At 76.6% G+C, this 18,912-nt stretch carries 2 protein-coding genes; both read right to left on the reverse strand.

All coding sequences use genetic code 11. The annotated features are described in order from the left end of the window. The coding region (locus tag ABT106_RS24635) for a type I polyketide synthase (protein ID WP_351281145.1) at positions 1–1,769 on the reverse strand (1,769 nt) is incomplete at its 3' end. A gap of 28 nt (positions 1,770–1,797) precedes the next feature. After that, positions 1,798–18,912 (reverse strand): SDR family NAD(P)-dependent oxidoreductase (locus ABT106_RS24640; protein ID WP_502979468.1); only part of this gene is annotated, 17,115 nt, incomplete at its 5' end.

Genomic DNA, 18,912 nt, shown 5'->3' on the forward strand with positions numbered 1-18,912 from the left:
AAGACGGGTGAGGTGGTGAGGAGTTCGCGGGCCATGCCGTCCCATTGGGAGCCCTGGCCGGGGAACACGAACACCGTCTTGCCCAGCGGGGAGACGACACCCTTGACCAGGTCCGCGTGCGGCGCGTCCTGGGCCAGCGCGTCGAGCGCCTCGAGCAGCTCGCGTCCGTCGGTGGGGGCGATGACGGCGCGGTGGTCCTGGTGGGCGCGGCCGGTGGCCAGGACGTGGGCCACGGCGTCGGGTTCCGCGTCCGGGTGGGTGTCGAGGTAGGTGCGCAGGGCGCGGGCCTGGTCCTTCAGCGCGTCCTCGCTGTGGCCGGACAGCAGCCACGGAGCCGCGTCCGTACCGGGCTCCCCGGCGGGAGCCGGTTCGGCCGGCGCCGGCGCACCGGGCTGCTCCAGGATGACGTGGGCGTTGGTGCCGCTGATGCCGAACGAGGAGACGGCCGCGCGGCGCGGACTCTCCCGCTCCGGCCACGGGACCTGCTCGGTGAGCAGTTCCACGCCCCCGGCCGACCAGTCGACGTGGGGGGACGGTTCGTCCACGTGGAGGGTGCGGGGCAGCACGCCGTGCCGCATCGCCTCGACCATCTTGATGATCCCGCCGACCCCGGCCGCCGCCTGGGTGTGACCGATGTTCGACTTCAGCGAGCCCAGGCGCAACGGCCGGTCGTCCGGCCGGTCCTGCCCGTACGTCGCCAGCAGCGCCTGCGCCTCGATCGGGTCCCCGAGCCGGGTGCCGGTACCGTGCGCCTCCACCGCGTCCACGTCCGCGGTGGTCAGGCCCGCGTCGGCCAGCGCCTGGCGGATCACCCGCTGCTGCGAGGGACCGTTCGGCGCGGACAACTGGCCGCTCGTACCGTCCTGGTTGACGGCGGTGCCCCGTACGACGGCCAGCACCTGGTGGCCGTTGCGCCGGGCATCCGACAGCCGCTCCACCAGGAGCAGACCGACCCCCTCGCCCCAGCCGGTGCCGTCCGCGGCCGCCGCGAAGGCCTTGCAGCGGCCGTCGGCGGACAGCCCGCGCTGCCGGCTGAACTCCACGAACAGCCCCGGCGACGCGATCACCGTCGCCCCGCCCGCGAGCGCGAGGTCGCACTCACCGTTGCGCAGCGCCTGAACCGCCAGGTGCAGGGCCACCAGCGAGGACGAGCACGCCGTGTCGATCGTGACCGCCGGGCCCTCGAGACCGAAGGTGTACGAGAGCCGTCCCGAGGCGATCGACCCGGCGCTGCCGGTGCCGATGTACCCCTCCAGTCCGTCCGGAGCCTTGCGGATCCGGCCGCCGTAGTCCCCGTACATCACCCCGGCGAACACGCCCGTGCGCGAGCCGCGCAGCGTGCGGGCGTCGATGCCGGCCCGCTCGAACGTCTCCCACGCGGTTTCCAGCAGCAGCCGCTGCTGCGGGTCGATGGCGACCGCCTCGCGGGGGCTGATCCCGAAGAACGCCGGGTCGAACTGGTCGGCGTCGTGCAGGAAGCCCCCTTCCCGGGCGTACGTCTTGCCGGTGCGATCCGGGTCGGGGTCGTACAGGGCGGCCGTGTCCCAGCCCCGGTTCTCCGGGAAGGGCGAGACGGCGTCCGTGCCCGACGAGACGACGCGCCACAGGTCCTCCGGCGAGCGCACCCCGCCCGGATAGCGGCACGCCATGCCCACGATGGCGACGGGCTCGTGCCGCTCGGCCTCCACCCGGCTCAGCTGCTCCCGCGTCTGCAGCAGGTCGGCGGTCGCCCGCTTGAGGTAGTCGCGGAGCTTGTCCTCGTTCGTCATGCGACGTCAACTCTCCTCTTGGTGCTGGTCACTCGGAACCGAGACGGCCGTCGAGGAGCTGGAACAGCTCGTCGTCGGAGACCTGGTCGAGAAGTGCGGTGGTGGTCGTTTCCTCGGAGGCCGTGTCCCCGGAGGCCGTGCCCCCGGGCCGGAGCCCGGCCAGGACCGCCGTCAGACGGTCGGCGATGCGTTCGCGTGCCTCGCGGCTCAGACCGCCGCCCGTGAACACGGCCTCCAGCTCGTCGATCCGTTCCAGGGCCGCGGCGGCCCCGCCCGGGAGGCGGGGCGCCAGCTCCGCGAGCAGGTGGTCGGCGAGCGCGCTCGCCGTGGGCCGGTCGAAGAGCAGGGTCGTGGGCAGCCGCAGTCCGGTCTCGGCGCCGAGCCGGTTGCGCAGCTCGACCGCGGTGAGCGAGTCGAAGCCCAGGTCGAGCAGCCCGCGGTCGACGGGCACGTGGTGGTTCGGCGGGTGACCCAGTACGTCCGCCACGGTCGCCCGTACGAGGTCCAGCGCGAGCCGTGGCCGGTCGGCCCCGGCCGCCTCGGCGAGCTTGCGCACCCACGGCGGCGTCCCGTCTCCCGGAGTGGCCGCGGCCGGGGCGGGCGTCGGTCGGACCACGCCCCGGGACGGCGCCGGGGCCGGCAGCGGGACCAGGCCCCGCAGCAGAGCCGGCACCCGTGCCGGATCACCGGCGCGGCGCAGCGCGGCCGTGTCCACCCGGGCCGGTACGACGACCGGCCGGCCGCTGGCCAGCGCCGCGTCGAAGAGCCGCAGCCCCTCCTCGGCGGTCAGCGGGGCGATGCCCGTTCGGGTGATGCGGGCGAGGTCGGCGGCGCCGAGCCGGCCGCCCATGCCCGTCTCCGTGTCCCACAGGCCCCAGGCGAGCGAGGCGGCCGGGAGGCCGAGGGAGCGCCGGTGCTGGGCGAGCGCGTCCAGATAGGTGTTGGCGGCGGCGTAGTTGGCCTGCCCGGGATTGCCGGTGATGCCGGCCACCGAGGAGAACAGGACGAAGGCGTCGAGGTCCCGTTCGCGGGTCAGCTCGTGCAGCAGCCGGGCCGCGTCCGCCTTGGGCCGCAGCACCTCGGCGAGGTCCGCCTCCGTGAGGGAGCCGAGGGTTCCGTCCCGGGTGAGGCCGGCCGCGTGGACGACCGCGGTCAGCGGACGGGTTCCGGGTACGGAGGCCAGCAGACCCGCCAGCGCGTCCGGATCGGCGACGTCACAGGCCGTCAGCGTGACCCGCGCCCCGAGCGCGGTGAGCCGCTCGGTCATCTCCGGCGCGCCGGGCGCGTCCTGCCCGCGCCGGCTGGTCAGGTGCAGGTGCCTGATGCCGTGCCGGGTGACCAGGTGTTCGGCGATGAGCGCGCCCAGCGCGCCGGTGGCGCCGGTGAGCAGGACCGTTCCGTCCGTCCGGAGCAGATCCGTTCGGGGCTCCGGCTGGGCCAGGACCTCCAGCCGGGGTACGAACGGCCGGCCCTCGCGCAGGGCGAGTTGCGGCTCGTCCGAGGCCAGCGCCCGGCCGAGCGCCGTCCGGGAGGCGTCGGTTCCGTCGGTGTCCACGAGGACGAAACGGTCCGGGTGTTCGCTCTGCGCCGTCCGCACCAGGCCCCAGAGCGGGGCCTGTTCCAGACCCGGGACGGGCTCGTCCGTGCGCACGGCGCTCGCGCCCCGCGTCAGGATCACGAGCTTCGCCCCGGCGGCCCGTTCACCGTCCAGCCAGTCCCGCAGTGTCTCCAGGGTGCCGTACGGCGACGCGTCCGGAGCCGCCTCCAGCACCACGTACGGGCTGCCGGAGGACTTCTCCGCGTACGGCGTCCAGTCCGCGGCAGCGGCCGGTCCGTCCGGCAGTGGCACCCAGGCCACCTGGTGCAGGGTGCTGCCCGCCGTACGGCCCGCGAGGAGCCGGGCGGGATCGGTCTCCCGGACCGCGAGCCCTTCCACGGACAGCACCGGCAGGCCGGAGCCGTCCGTGACGAGGATCCGGGTGCGGTCCGGACCCGCGGGGGTGAGGGCGACCCGCAGGACGCCCGTCCCCGCACCCGCGTCGCCGTGCAACCGCACGCCGGACCAGGAGAAGGGCACCCGCAGGCCACCGGCCCCACCGGCCCCCCCGAGGGCCAGCGGGTGCAGGGCCGCGTCGAGCAGCGCCGGGTGGAACAGGAATCCGCGGTCTGCCCGGTCCGTCCGGTCCGCCCGGTCCGCGCCCGAGGCCGGGCCGACCTCCGCGAACCAGGACCCGTCCGGGCGGCGCCAGGCGGCCCGGAGCCCGCGGAACGCGGGCCCGTAGGCGTAGCCGAGCCGGGCCAGATCCTCGTAGGCGGACGCGACCCCGACCGCGGCCGCGTCGGCCGGCGGCCAGTCGGCGCCCGGGCCCGTCTCCGCCTCTGTGTCGCGTTCCGTCGGCGGAGGCGATTGCGGCGCCAGCACCCCCGAGGCATGCTCCGTCCAGGGGTCCCGGGTACCGGCCGGCCGTGCGCTGAAGGCCACCGGCCGGCGGCCCTCCGCGTCGGCGGCGCCCACCGCGAGCTGCACCTGCACGGCGCCGTCCTCGGGGATCAGCAGCGGCGCGCTGAACGTGAGCTCTGCGACCTCGGGCGTGCCGGCCGCCCGGCCCGCGTACAGGGCCAGGTCCAGCAGCGCCGCTCCCGGCACGACGGCCGCGCCGAGCAGCGCGTGGTCCGCGAGCCAGGGGTGGGTGCCCAGCGAGAACCGGCCGGTGTGCACGACCCCGGAGCCGTCCGCGAGTTCCACGGCCGCCCCGAGCAGCGGATGGTCCGCCGCGCCGAGACCGGCCCCGTCGACATCCGTACGGTTCCCGGCCGGGACGTCCAGCCAGTACCGCTCGCGCTGGAAGGGATAGGTCGGCAGGTCCAGGGCGCCCGCGCCGCGTCCGCCGAAGTACGCCGTCCAGTCCACCGGGGCCCCCGAGGCCCACAGTCCGCCGAGGGCCTCGGACAGCGCGGCGCCCTCCCTACGGTCGCGGCGCAGCAGGGGCAGGAGCACGGCGCCGGGCAGCGTGTCGGCGGCCATCGTGGACAGCACCGCGTCCGGGCCCAGTTCCACGAAGACGTCCGCGCCCTCGTTCCGCAGGGTCGCCAGCAGGTCGGCGAAGCGCACCGTCCCGCGGACGTGCCGGGTCCAGTAGTCGGGTGAGGCGAGTTCCTCCGCGGTGGCGAGGGCGCCGGTGAGGTCCGATACCACCCCGAGGGCCGGGGCCCGGAAGTCGAGCCCCGCCACCACCGTGCGGAACGCGGCGAGCACCGGCTCCATCAGCGGTGAGTGGAAGGCGTGGCCGACCTTCAGGCGCCGGGCCTTGGCGCCGGCGGCGGCCGCCCGTTCGGTGATCTCCCGCACGGCCTCCTCGGTACCGGAGACGACCGTGGCACGGGGGCCGTTGACGGCCGCGATCGAGGCGGCCGCCTCGTGGCCCGCGAGCAGGGCCGTCGCCGTCTCCTCGTCCACCGACAGCGCCACCATGGCGCCGCCCGGCGGCAGTTCCTGCATCAGCCGGCCCCGGGCGGTGATCAGGGTCGCCGCGTCGTCGAGCGTCAGCACGCCCGCCACGTGTGCGGCGGTGACCGCCCCGACGGAGTGGCCCGCCACGTGCCCGGGGGCGACGCCCCAGGCCGCCAGCTGCCGGAACAGGGCGGTTCCCAGGGCGAACAGGGCGGGCTGGGTGAACTCGGTCCGGTCCAGCAGGGTGCCGTCCGCGGCGAACACCACCTCCCGCAGCGACCGGCCCAGGTGCGGATCGAGGGCGGCGCAGGCGGTGTCGAAGGCCCGGGCGAACACCTCGTGCCGCTCGTACAGTTCGCGGCCCATGCCGGCCCGCTGGCTGCCCTGGCCGGTGAACAGGAACGCCGTGCGCGGCGGATCCGCGGGCACCTCGCGCACCGAGGGACCGGACGCGGCGCCGTCGGCGAGCTGCCGCAGCGCTGCCAGGACCTCCGCGCGAGCGCCCGCGGCGAACGCGGCCCGGTGCTCGAGCCCCCCGCGGCCGGTGGCCAGGCTCCGGGCCACGTCGGATACGTCGGATACGTCGGCCGCGTCGGAGGGGTCGGCCACGTCGGCCAGGTCGGCCGGTCCGCTCTCCGGGCGCGCCTCGACGTACCCGTACAGCCGCTCGGCCTGGGCGCGCAGCGCCCCGGGGGTGCGCGCCGACAGCAGCCACGGCAGCGGTCCGCGGTCCCGGACCGGTTCCCGCGGCGCGTCCTGCGCGGTGTCCGTCGCCGGGTCGGCGACGTGCTCCAGGACCACGTGGGCGTTGGTGCCGCTGATCCCGAAGGAGGACACGGCGGCGCGCCGGGGCCGCCCGCGCTCGGGCCAGGCGACGGACGCGCCGAGCAGCTCCACGCCCCCCGCCGACCAGTCGACGTGCGGGGACGGCGCGTCGATGTGCAGGCTCCTCGGCAGGACGCCGTGGCGCATGGACATCACCGACTTGATGACCCCGGCGACGCCGGCCGCGGCCTGCGTGTGCCCGATGTTGGACTTCACCGAGCCGAGGTACAACGGCTGGTCACCCGGCCGGTCCCGCCCGTACGTGGCGAGCAGCGCCTGCGCCTCGATCGGGTCCCCGAGCCGGGTGCCCGTACCGTGCGCCTCCACCGCGTCCACGTCCCGGGCGGCCAGCCCGGCGGCGGCCAGCGCCTGCCGGATCACCCGCTGCTGGGAGGGTCCGCTCGGGGCGGTCAGACCGTTGCTGGCGCCGTCCTGGTTGACGGCCGTACCGCTGACCAGCGCGAGCACCGGGTGGCCGAGACGGCGGGCGTCGGACAGCCGCTCGACCAGCAGCAGCCCGGCACCCTCACCCCAGCCCGTGCCGTCGGCGGCGGCGGCGAACGGTTTGCAGCGCCCGTCGGGCGCCAGCCCCCGCTGCCGGCTGAACTCGACGAACGTCGCCGGGCTGGCCATCACGGTGACCCCGCCGGCCAGCGCCAGGTCGCACTCACCCTGGCGCAGCGCCTGCGCCGCGAGGTGCAGGGCGACCAGGGAGGAGGAGCAGGCGGTGTCCACCGTCACGGCCGGGCCCTCCAGCCCGAAGGTGTAGGACACGCGGCCCGAGGCCACGCTGCCCGCGCTGCCGCTCACGAGGTAGCCCTCGAAGCCCTCCGGGGCCTGTTCGGCCTGGTGCAGCCGGGCCCCGTAGTCGTTGTACATCACTCCCGCGAACACGCCCGTCCGGCTGCCGCGCAGCCCGGCGGGGTCGATGCCGGCCCGCTCGAAGGTCTCCCACGCGGTCTCCAGCAGCAGCCGCTGCTGGGGGTCGGTGGTCAGCGCCTCGCGCGGGCTCATGCCGAAGAACTCGGGGTCGAAATCGGCCGCCCCGTGCAGGAATCCGCCGTCGCGGGCGTACGAGCTGCCGGGGCGCGAGCCGTCCGGGTCGTAGAGCCCGGCCAGGTCCCAGCCCCGGTCGGCGGGGAAGCCGGACACGGCGTCCGTACCCTCCGCGACGAGCTGCCACAGTTCCTCCGGCGAGGTGACCCCGCCCGGGAAGCGGCAGGCCATGGCGACGATCGCGATCGGATCGTCGTCCCCGCGCGCCCCCCGGGCCGTGTCGGGGGCGGCCGGGGACGCCACGTCGTGCTCCCCGGCGCCGAGCGGTTCGCCCAGCGGTTCGCCGAGCAGTTCGCCGGCCAGGGCTCCGGCCAGCGCGGCCGGCGTGGGGTGGTCGAAGACCAGCGTGGTGGGCAGCCGCAGCCCGGTCGCCGTCCCGAGCCGGTTGCGCAGGTCGACCGAGGCCAGGGAGTCGAACCCCAGGTCGGTGAAGGCCCGCCCGGCCGCGACGGAATCGCCGCCGGAGCGGCCGAGCACGGACGCGGCGGCCGCCCGTACGAGGTCCAGCAGGTCCCGCTCCGCGTCCGCCCGGGGGAGTACGGCCAGCCGTGCGGCGAGGTCCTCCCGCGCGGGCGCCGCCGCGGAGCCGGTGGACGCGCGCCGCCGGACGGTCCGCACCAGCGAGCGCAGCGGGGCCGGGACCGGGGCGTCGGGTGCTTCCAGGGCCGCGAGCGCGAAGCGGGTGGCGACCAGGACCGCCCGGTCCGGAGCCGACGGCGTCCCGAGGGCGGCGTCGAAGAGCCGGAGCCCCTCCCCGGCGGTGAGCGGGGCGATGCCGGTCCGGGCGAGGCGGGCGAGATCCGCCGTGCCGAGCCGGCCGCCCATGCCCGTCCCGGTGTCCCACAGGCCCCAGGCGAGCGAGGTGGCGGGGAGCCCGAGGGACCGCCGGTGCTGGGCGAGGGCGTCCAGGTAGGCGTTGGCGGCGGCGTAGTTGGCCTGCCCGGCCGTACCCGTCACGCCGGTGACGGAGGAGAAGAGGACGAAGGCGTCCAGATTGAGGTCCCGGGTCAGCTCGTGCAGCAGCCACGCGGTGTCCGCCTTCGGGCGGAGCACCGCGTCGAGCCGCTCCTCGGTGAGGTCCTCCAGGATCCCGTCGTCGAGGACGCCGGCGGCGTGGACGACGGCGGTGAGGGGGTGGTCCTCCGGGACGGCGGCGAGGAGCCCGGCGAGGGCGTCGGGGTCGGCGCTGTCGACGGCGCTCAGCGTGACCCGGGCGCCCAGACCTTCGAGCCGCTCCGCGAGCGCCCGCGCTCCGGGGGCGTCCGGGCCCCGGCGGCCGGTCAGGTGCAGGTGGGTGATGCCGTGCTCGGTCACGAGGTGCTCGGCGACGATCGCGCCCAGGGCGCCCGTACCTCCGGTGACCAGGACCGTGCCGCCGGTCCGCAGCGCGCGCGGCGCGTCCTGGGCCTCGGGTACCGCGGCCAGCCGGGGTACGAGTATCCGCCCCTCTCGCAGCGCCAGTTGGGGTTCCCCCGAGCCGAGGGCCCGGCCGAGCGCGGCGGCGGAGGCCGCGCTCCCGTCCGTGTCGGCCAGGACGAACCGGCCCGGGTGCTCGGCCTGCGCCGTCCGCACCAGCCCCCACACGGCCGCCGCGGGCAGACCGGGCAGGAGATCGCCCGCCCCGGCCGCCAGGGCCCCCTCGGTGACCAGGGCGAGCCGGGCACCGGCGGGCCGCTCGCGCGCCAGCCAGTCCTGTACGAGGGCCAGGGCGTGCGCGGCGGCGGCCCGCGGGCCCGTATGCCCGCCGATGTACACCGTGTCGGTCGCGGTCGCGGTCGCGGTCGCGGTCTCGGCCTTGGTCGCGGAAGCCGCATCCGTGTCCGGGACGCGCGCCGGGTCCACACCGGTCCAGGTCACCGCGTACAGCGGCAGCGGGCCGGCGGCCGACGCGGCGGAGAGCGCGCCCTCGGGCAGCGGCCGCAGGACCAGGGCCTCGACGGAGGCGACCGGGTCGCCCGCCGGGTCCGCGCAGGTCACGGACACCGCGCCGGGCCCGGCCGGGGCCAGCCGCACCCGGAGCGCGGTGGCGCCGGTCGCGTGCAGGCGCAGGCCCGTCCAGGAGAACGGCAGCACCACCTCGGCGGAGTCCTCGTCCCGTACGGGCAGGAGGTGCAGCGCCGCGTCGAGGAGCGCGGGGTGCACGGCGAACGCGTCCGCGGACGCGAGGAGTCCGGCGGGAAGGCGCACCTCGGCCAGCAGGGTGTCGCCGTCCCGCCAGGCGGCCGTGAGGTTGCGGAAGGCCGGCCCGTAGCCGTAGCCGAGCTCCGTCAGGCGCCCGTACACCCGGTCCACGTCGAGGGCGACGGCCCCGGGCGGCGGCCAGGCCGCTTCGGGGACCTCCGTGCGGGACCGCTCCCCGGGGGCCAGGGTCCCGGAGGCGTGCCGGACCCACGCGGCGTCCTCGTGGGCCCGGGCGTGGACGGCGAACGGACGGTGGCCGCCGGGGCCGGGTGCGTCGACGGTCAGTTGCAGGGCCGTGGCGCCGGTGGCGGGGAGGAGGAGGGGGGCCTCCAGGGTCAGGTCGTCCACCACCGGGGTCCCGGCGCGTTCGGCCGCCCGGAGCGCCAGTTCGGCGAAGACGCTGCCCGGTACGAGGGCGCCGCCGCCGACCGCGTGGTCCGCGAGCCAGGGCAGCGCGTCCGGATCGAGCACGCCGGAGAACAACAGTCCGCTCCCGTCGGCGAGTTCCACCGCGGGCCCGAGCAGGTCCCCGCCGGCCGGACCGGTGGCCTCCGCCTCCATCCAGTACCGCTCCCGCTGGAACGGATAGGTGGGCAGATCACGGGCGCCGCCCGCCGGGGCCCCACCGAGCGCGGGGGTCCAGTCGACGGCCACGCCCTGCGCGTGGGCGGTGGCGAGCGCGGTCAGGAAGGTGGTGCGCTCGCCGCGGTCGCGGCGCAGGACCGGGACGGCGCCCGGGGTGAGGGGGGTGAGGGCTGCGTCGGGACCCACCTCGACGGGGAGGACGGGACCCTGGTCGCGCAGGGTTTCCAGCGCCTGGTGGTAGCGGACGGTGCCGCGGAGGTGGCGGGTCCAGTAGTCGGGGGAGCCCAGCTCCTCGGCTGTGGCGAACGTACCGGTGAGCGTGGAGACGACGGGGATGCGGGGGGTGTGGAAGGTGAGTCCGGCGGCGATGGCGCGGAACGCGTCGAGGACGGGGTCCATGTGGGGGGAGTGGAAGGCGTGGCTGACGGTGAGCCGCCGGGTGCGCCGGCCCAGCGCGGCGAAGTGCGTCCGTATCCGCTCGACCTCGCCCTCGTCGCCGGAGAGCACCACGGCGTCCGGTCCGTTGACGGCGGCCAGGTCCACGGCGGGGGACAGGAGAGCCCGGACCTCTTCCTCGCCCGCCCCGACGGCGGCCATGGCGCCGCCGGGGGGCAGGGCGCCCATGAGGCGGCCGCGGGCGGCGACCAGCAGGGACGCGTCCTCCAGCGACAGCACCCCGGCCACGTGCGCGGCGGTGAACTCGCCGATGGAGTGCCCGATCAGGTGGTCCGGAGTCACGCCGAAGGCTTCGAGGAGTCGGAAGAGCGCGGTTTCGAGTGCGAAGATCGCGGGCTGCGTGTACCGGGTGAGGTTCAGGAGGGTGTCGTCGTCGCCGAGGACGATGTCCTTCAGCGGGCGGTCCAGGTGCGGGTCGAGCGCGTCGAGAGCGGCGTCGAAGGCTGCGGTGAACTCCGGGTAGGTTCCGTAGAGTTCGCGGCCCATGCCGGCCCGCTGGCTGCCCTGCCCCGTGAACAGGAAGGCGGTGCCCGGCCGGCCCGACACGCTGCCGCGCACCAGCCCCGGGTGGTCCCCGTCGGCCGCGAGCGCCGCCAGCGCGGCCAGCCCCGCCGCCGGGTCCTCGGCCACCAGTACCGCACGGTGGGCGAGCCCGGACCGGCCCGTGGCCAGCGCCCGGGCAGCGGTCCGCCAGGCCTCCGGACGGGAGACGAGATGGGCCGACACCCGAGCGGCCTGGGCCCGCAGCGCCTCCGGGGAAGCGGCCGACAGCGGGAACGGCACCGGCCCGCCGGTGTCCTCCTCCGTCTCCGCCGCGACCCCGGCGGCGTCCTCCAGGATGACGTGGGCGTTGGTGCCGCTGATGCCGAACGAGGAGACGGCCGCGCGGCGCGGACTCTCTCGCTCCGGCCACGGGACCTGCTCGGTGAGCAGTTCCACGCCCCCGGCCGACCAGTCGACGTGGGGGGACGGTTCGTCCACGTGGAGGGTGCGGGGCAGCACGCCGTGCCGCATCGCCTCGACCATCTTGATGATCCCGCCGACCCCGGCCGCCGCTTGGGTGTGACCGATGTTCGACTTCAGCGAGCCCAGGCGCAACGGCCGGTCGTCCGGCCGGTCCTGCCCGTATGTCGCCAGCAGCGCCTGCGCCTCGATCGGGTCCCCGAGCCGGGTGCCGGTACCGTGCGCCTCCACCGCGTCCACGTCCCGGCCGGAGAGCCCGGCCGAGGCGAGGGCCTGGCGGATCACCCGTTCCTGGGAGGGGCCGTTGGGCGCGGTCAGGCCGTTGCTCGCGCCGTCCTGGTTGACGGCGGAGCCCCGGACGACCGCCAGCACCTGGTGCCCGTTGCGGCGGGCGTCCGACAGCCGCTCGACGAGCAGCAGACCCACGCCCTCCGACCAGCCGGTGCCGTCCGCCGCGGCCGCGAAGGACTTGCAGCGGCCGTCGGCCGACAGGCCCCGCTGCCGGCTGAACTCCACGAACGTGTCGGGGCGCGCCATGACGGTGACCCCGCCGGCGAGCGCGAGGTCGCACTCACCCTGGCGCAGCGCCTGCGCCGCGAGGTGCAGGGCGACCAGGGAGGAGGAGCAGGCGGTGTCCACCGTCACCGCCGGGCCCTCCAGCCCGAAGGTGTAGGCGAGGCGTCCGGAGACCACGCTCGCCGTGTTGCCGGTGAGGACGTAGCCCTCCAGCTCCTGGGGGGTCCGGGCCAGCCGGGAGCTGTAGTCGTTGTACATCACCCCGGCGAACACGCCGGTCCGGCTGCCGCGGACCGAGCCCGCGTCGATGCCCGCCCGCTCGAAGGTCTCCCACGCGGTCTCCAGCAGCAGCCGTTGCTGCGGGTCCATGGCCACCGCCTCGCGCGGGCTGATCCCGAAGAACTCGGCGTCGAACTCGGCCGCCCCGTACAGGAATCCGCCCTCCCGGGCGTACGAGGTGCCCAGGTGGTCGGGGTCCGGGTCGTACAGCCCGGCCAGGTCCCAGCCCCGGTCGGCGGGGAAGGGGCCGACGGCGTCCGTACCGGAGGCGACGAGCTCCCACAGGTCCTCCGGGGAGCCGACCCCGCCCGGGAAGCGGCAGGCCATGCCCACGATCACCACCGGATCGTCGGTGACCGAGGCGACGGGGGCGGGCGCGGGCGCGGTGTCCCGCCCGGGCCGCGCGTCGGCGCCGCCCGGCAGGAGACCGGTCAGGTACCCGGTCAGCGCCTCGGGCGACGGGTGGTCGAACACGGCCGTCGCGGGAATCCGCAGGCCCGTCAGTACGCCGAGCCGGTTGCGCAGTTCCACTCCGGTCAGCGAGTCGAAGCCGAGGTCCCGGAAGGCCCGGGCGGTGTCCAGGGACGCGGAGTCGGTGTGCCCCAGTACGGTCGCCACCGTGGTCCGTACGAGTTCGGCCACGGCCCGCGTCCGCTCCGGCCGGGGCAGCGCGCCGGTCGACGCGGCCCAGGACCCGTCGGCCGTACCCCCGCCCCCGGCCGTCCGGGCGGACGCCCGCCGCAGCGGGGTGCGCACCAGGTGGCGCAGCGGCGCCGGCAGCGGTCCGCCCGCCGCCCGCTCGCGCAGCGCCGCGGTGTCCAGCCGTACCGGAACCAGCGCGCCCGCCGCGCCCCACGGCACCCCGTCGAGCAGCGCGAGTCCCTCGGAGCCGGTCAGCGGGGTGAAACCGGACCGCGACCAGCGCACCCGCTCCGCCGCCCCCAGGCCGCCCGCCATCCCGTCCTCGGTGTCCCACAGGCCCCAGGCGAGCGAGACGCCGGCCAGGCCCAGGGCCCGCCGGTGGTCCGCGAGGGCGTCCAGGACCGCGTTGGCGGCCGCGTAGTTGGCCTGCCCGGCCGTACCGGCGAGGGCGCTGACCGAGGAGAACAGCACGAAGGCCGCCAGGTCCAGGTCCCGGGTCAGCTCGTGCAGGTGGAGCGCCGCATCGGCCTTCGGCCGCAGTACGGCGTCCAGCCGGTCGCCGGTCAGGCTTTCGACGGTGCCGTCGTCGAGGGTGCCCGCCAGGTGGAACACCGCGCCCAGCGGACGGTCCCCGGGTACCTCCGCCAGGACGCGGGCCAGCGCACCGCGATCGGCGGCGTCCACGGCCGCGAACTCGGCGCTCGCACCCGCCGAGGCCAGCTCGGCCGCGAAGTCCGCCGCCCCGGGGGCCGCGGCCCCCGACCGGCTGAGCAGCAGCAGGTGCCGTACGCCGTGCCGCTCGACGAGGTGCCGTACGAGCAGCCGCCCCAGCGAGCCCGTCCCGCCGGTGACCAGCACCGTGCGGTCCGCGAGCGCGCCCGGCGCGGACGGTTCCCCGGCGCCCTCCTCGCGTACCAGACGGGGTGCGTGGGTGATGCCCGCCCGCACGGCCACCTGGGGCTCCGTCAGTGCGGCGGCCGCGAGGGCGGCGAGCCCGCCACCCGGCTCCGCCGCGAGGTCGGTGTCGGCCACGGCGAACCGCTCCGGGTGCTCCGACTGCGCCGAGCGCACCAGCCCCCACACGGCGGCCGCCCACGGGTCGGCCACCGCGTCCCCGGCGGCCGCGGCGACCGCGCCGCGAGTGAGGAACAGCAGCCGGGACGCGCGGAACCGGTCCTCCGCCAGCCAGGCCCGCACCTGCGCCAGCGCGTGTCCGGCGGCCTCCCGGCCCCCGGGCACCCGTACGGCGACGACGGGCGGGACGGCCGCTCCCACCTCGGCCACCGCGTCGACGAGCACCACGGGCGCCGCCGGTCCGGCGGAGTCCGCGAACGGACCGACCGGCTCCCAGCGGACCCGGTGCAGGTCACGCGGCCGTTCTCCGGCCGCCGCCCCCAGCCGCTCGGTGTCCACGGGCAGCAGGGCCAGCGCGTCCGCGGTGAGGACCGGCCGCCCCTGCGCGTCGGAGGCCGACAGCCGGCCGTCATCCCAGCGCACCCGCAGTACGGTCGCGCCGGTCGCGTGCAGTTCCACACCGGACCAGGAGAACGGCAGTGACAGCCGGCCCCCGCCTTCCTCGGCCGCGCGGGCCACCGGCAGGTGCAGCGCGGCGTCCAGCAGAGCGGGATGGACGGCGAAGCCGTCCGGGTCGAGCCCCGGCAGTTCCAGCTCGGCGTAGAGCCCCCCGCCGCTGCGCCACGCGGCGCGTACGCCGCGGAAGGCGGGCCCGTACGCGTACCCGAGAGCGTCGAGCCCGTCGTACAGGGCGTCCGCGTCCACCGGCTCGGCGCCGGGCGGCGGCCAGTCCTCCGCCCGCCCGGCTGCGGGCCCGGTGCGGGCCGGCGTCAGCAGGCCCGCCGCGTGCCGGGTCCACTCGCCGCCGCTACCGCTCCCGTCGGAGGGGCGGGCGTGCACGGACAGCGTGCGCGCCCCGCCGTCGTCGGCCGCGCCGACGGACAGCTGGACCTGCACCGTTGCTTCGCCGGTCAGGACCAGCGGGGCCTGGAGCGTCAGTTCCTCGACGCGCGGTGTGCCGGCCTGCTCGCCGGCGGCCAGCGCGAGGTCGAGGAACGCGGTGCCGGGCACGAGCACGCGGCCCGCGATCCGGTGGTCCGCCAGCCACGGGTGGGCGCCCGCCGACAGCCGGCCCGACAGGACCAGGCCGCCGTCCGCGGCGAGTTCGGTGCGGGAGTCCAGGAAGGCGTGGCCGGCCCCCGGCACGGACCCGACCGCGGCGGTCGCCGCGAGCCAGTGCCGCCGCGGCCGGAAGGGGTAGGTGGGCAGGTCGTCCAGACCGGCGGGCAGCAGCGGGCGGCCGGGCAGGACCGGGTGGAGCGCCGACCAGTCCAGGACCGCGCCGCGCGCGTGGGCGGCGGCGAGTGCGCCGAGCAGGGTGAGCGCCTCGGGGCGGGCCCGGCGCAGGACCGGGAGGGCGCCGGGGGTGGCCGCGCTCAGGGCGGCGTCGGGGCCCAGCTCGACCAGGACGTCTTCGCGCCCCTCCTGTCCCGCGCGGAGGGTTTGGAGGGCTTGGTGGTAGCGGACGGGTTCTCGGAGGTGCCGGGTCCAGTAGTCGGGGGAGGTGAGTTCTTCGGTGGTGGCGAGGGCGCCGGTGAGGGTGGAGATGATCGGGGTGTGGGGGGTGTGGAAGGTGAGCCCGGCGGCGATGGCGCGGAACTCGTCGAGGATGGGGTCCATGTGGGGGGAGTGGAAGGCGTGGCTGACGGTGAGGCGCCGGGTGCGGCGGCCCTGTGCGTCGAAGTGGGTCCGGATCCGTTCGACGGCGTCTTCGTCGCCGGAGATGACGATGGCGTCGGGTCCGTTGACGGCCGCGAGGGAGACCCGTGCGCCGAGCAGGGGCAGGACGTCGGTCTCGGTGGCTTCGAGGGCGGCCATGGCGCCACCGGTGGGCAGGGCGCCCATGAGGCGGCCGCGGGCGGCGACGAGGAGGGCGGCGTCCTCCAGCGACAGGACGCCTGCCACATGTGCGGCGGTGAGTTCGCCGATGGAGTGGCCGATCAGATGGTCCGGGGTGATGCCGAAGGTTTCGAGGAGCCGGTGGAGGGCGGTTTCGAGGGCGAAGAGGGCGGGCTGTGTGTACTGGGTGAGGTGGAGGGAGGTGGGGTCGTCGTCGAAGACGATGTCCTTCAGCGGCCGGTCGAGGTGGGGGTCGAGCGCGGCGGCGACGGTGTCGAAGGCGTCCGCGAACGCGGGGTGGGCGGCGTGGAGTTCGCGGCCCATGCCGGCCCGCTGGCTGCCCTGCCCCGTGAACAGGAAGGCCGTACGGGCCCTGCCGGACGCGGCGCCGCGCACCACCGCCGGATGGTCCCGGCCCGCCGCCAGCGCGGCCAGCGCGGCGAGGGCGCCCTCGCGGTCCTCGGCGAGTACGACCGCGCGGTGTTCCAGGACGGAACGCCCCCGGGCCAGAACCCCGGCCACCTCGGCGAGGTCCGCGTCCTCACGGTCGGCGAGGTACGCGCGCAGCCGCCCGGCCTGCGCCGGAAGGACGTCCGCGGTGCGCGCCGACAGCGGCAGGAGCACCGGCACGGCGCCCGCCCGGCCGCCGTGGCGGGCCTCGGGAACGGGCTCCGGAGCCTGCTCCAGGATCACGTGGGCGTTGGTGCCGCTGATGCCGAACGAGGACACGGCGGCCCGTCTCGGGCGCTCGTGGGCGGCCCAGTCCCGGGCCTCGGTCAGGAGTTCCACGGAGCCCGCGGACCAGTCGACGTGCGCGGAGGGCTCGTCCACGTGGAGGGTGCGGGGCAGCACGCCGTGCCGCATCGCCTCGACCATCTTGATGATCCCGCCGACCCCGGCCGCCGCCTGGGCGTGCCCGATGTTCGACTTCAGCGACCCCAGGTACAGCGGACGCCCTTCGGGCCGGTCCTGCCCGTACGTGGCCAGCAGCGCGTCCGCCTCGACGGGGTCGCCCAGCCGGGTGCCCGTGCCGTGTGCCTCCATCGCGTCGACGTCCCGGCCCCAGAGCCCGGCCGAGGCGAGGGCCTGGCGGATCACCCGTTCCTGGGAAGGGCCGTTGGGCGCGGTCAGGCCGTTGCTGGCACCGTCCTGGTTGATCGCCGAGCCGCGGACGACGGCCAGGACCCGGTGCCCGTTGCGCTCGGCGTCCGAGAGCCGCTCCACCAGCAGCAGCCCGACGCCCTCGGCCCAGGCGGTACCGTCCGCCGCCGCGGCGAACGGCTTGCACCGGCCGTCGGGAGCCAGCCCGCGCTGCCGGCTGAACTCCAGGAACATGCCCGGCGTGGGCATGACCGTCACGCCGCCGGCGAGCGCGAGGTCGCACTCGCCCTGGCGCAGCGCCTGCACCGCGAGGTGCAGGGCGACGAGCGAGGAGGAGCACGCGGTGTCGACGGTCACCGCCGGGCCCTCCAGCCCGAAGGTGTAGGCGAGGCGCCCCGAGGCGACGCTCGCGGCGCTGCCGGTGAGGAGGTAGCCGTCGTAGCCGTCGGCCGCCTCGTGCAGACGCGGCCCGTAGTCCGCGGCGCTCGCGCCGACGAACACCCCGGCCCGGGAACCGCGCAGCCCGTCCACGGCGATCCCCGCCTGCTCGAAAGCCTCCCACGCGGTCTCCAGCAGCAGCCGCTGCTGCGGGTCCATCGCGGCGGCCTCGCGCGGGCTGATCCCGAAGAACTCGGCGTCGAAGTCAGCGGCGCCCGTCAGGAAGCCGCCCTCGCGGGCGTACGTGGTCCCCGGGTGGTCGGGGTCGGGGTCGTACAGGCCGGCCAGGTCCCAGCCGCGGTCGGCGGGGAACGGGCCGATGGCATCGGTGCCGGAGGCGACGAGCCGCCACAAGTCCTGCGGGGAGCGGACGCCCCCCGGGTAACGGCACGCCATGCCCACGATCACGACGGGGTCGGCCGCGTCCGCCGGGGGCCGGCCGGCGGCGGACGGGCCCTCGCCCTCGCCCTCGCCGGAGGGCCGGGTGCCGGCGTACCGCTCTTCGAGCAGGCGGACCACGGCGTCCGGCGTGGGGTGGTGGTAGACCAGCGCGGCGGGCAGCGCGTGCCCCGTCGCCGCCTGGAGCCGGTCGCGCAGTTCCACTCCGGAGAGCGAGTCGAAGCCGAGGTCCTTGAAGCTGCGGGCGGTGTCCACCGCCCCGGCCGTGACGTGGCCGAGCACGAAGGCGATGTGGGTGCGCACCAGCTCGGCCAGGTCCGCGTGTGCGACGGACGGAGCCCGGGCCGCGGTGCCGGCCGCGGCCTGCGCCGCGCGCCCGGCGGATCCCGCCGAGGCCGATTCCGGGGGGGCCGGCGCCTCCGCGGCAGGAGCGTCGAGCCAGTGGCGCTCCCGCTGGAACGCGTACGTGGGCAGGGGCACGGGCCGCCCGCCGCGCGCCGCGAACAGGCCCGCCCAGTCCACACCGGCGCCGTGCGCGTGGGCCGCGGCGACGGCGGCGAGCAGGGTGGTGGCCTCGGGGCGCCCCCGGCGCAGCCCGGCGAGCAGGGCCGCGCGGTCCTCGCCGGGCCCTTGGAGCGTCTGGCGGGCCATGCCGGTGAGCACCGCGTCCGGGCCCAGTTCGAGGTAGACGCTCGTCCCGGCGGCGTCGAGGGCGCGCACACCGTCGTGGAAGCGGACGGCCTCACGGATGTGCCGGGTCCAGTAGTCCGGCGAGGCGAGCTCCTCGGCGGTCGCGAAGCCGCCGGTCACGTTGGACACGACGGGAATGCGGGGGGTGTGGAAGGTGAGCCCGGCGGCGATGGCGCGGAACTCGTCGAGGATGGGGTTCATGTGGGGGGAGTGGAAGGCGTGGCTGACGGTGAGCCGCCGGGTGCGGCGGCCCAGTGCGTCGAAGTGGGTCCGGATCCGTTCGACGGCGTCTTCGTCGCCGGAGATGACGATGGCGTCGGGTCCGTTGACGGCCGCGAGGGAGACCCGTGCGCCGAGCAGCGGCAGGGTTTCGGCCTCGGTGGCTTCGAGGGCGGCCATGGCGCCACCGGTGGGCAGGCCGCCCATGAGGCGGCCGCGGGCGGCCACCAGCAGCGCCGCGTCCTCCAGCGACAGCACTCCCGCCACGTGCGCGGCCGTCAGCTCGCCGATGGAGTGACCCGCCACCTGGTCCGGCGTGACGCCCCAGGTCTCCAGGAGCCGGTGGAGGGCGGTTTCGAGGGCGAAGAGGGCGGGCTGTGTGTACTGGGTGAGGTGGAGGGAGGTGGGGTCGTCGTCGAAGACGATGTC

This window comes from Streptomyces sp. NPDC002044, assembly GCF_040296725.1.
Taxonomy (GTDB): domain Bacteria; phylum Actinomycetota; class Actinomycetes; order Streptomycetales; family Streptomycetaceae; genus Streptomyces; species Streptomyces antarcticus.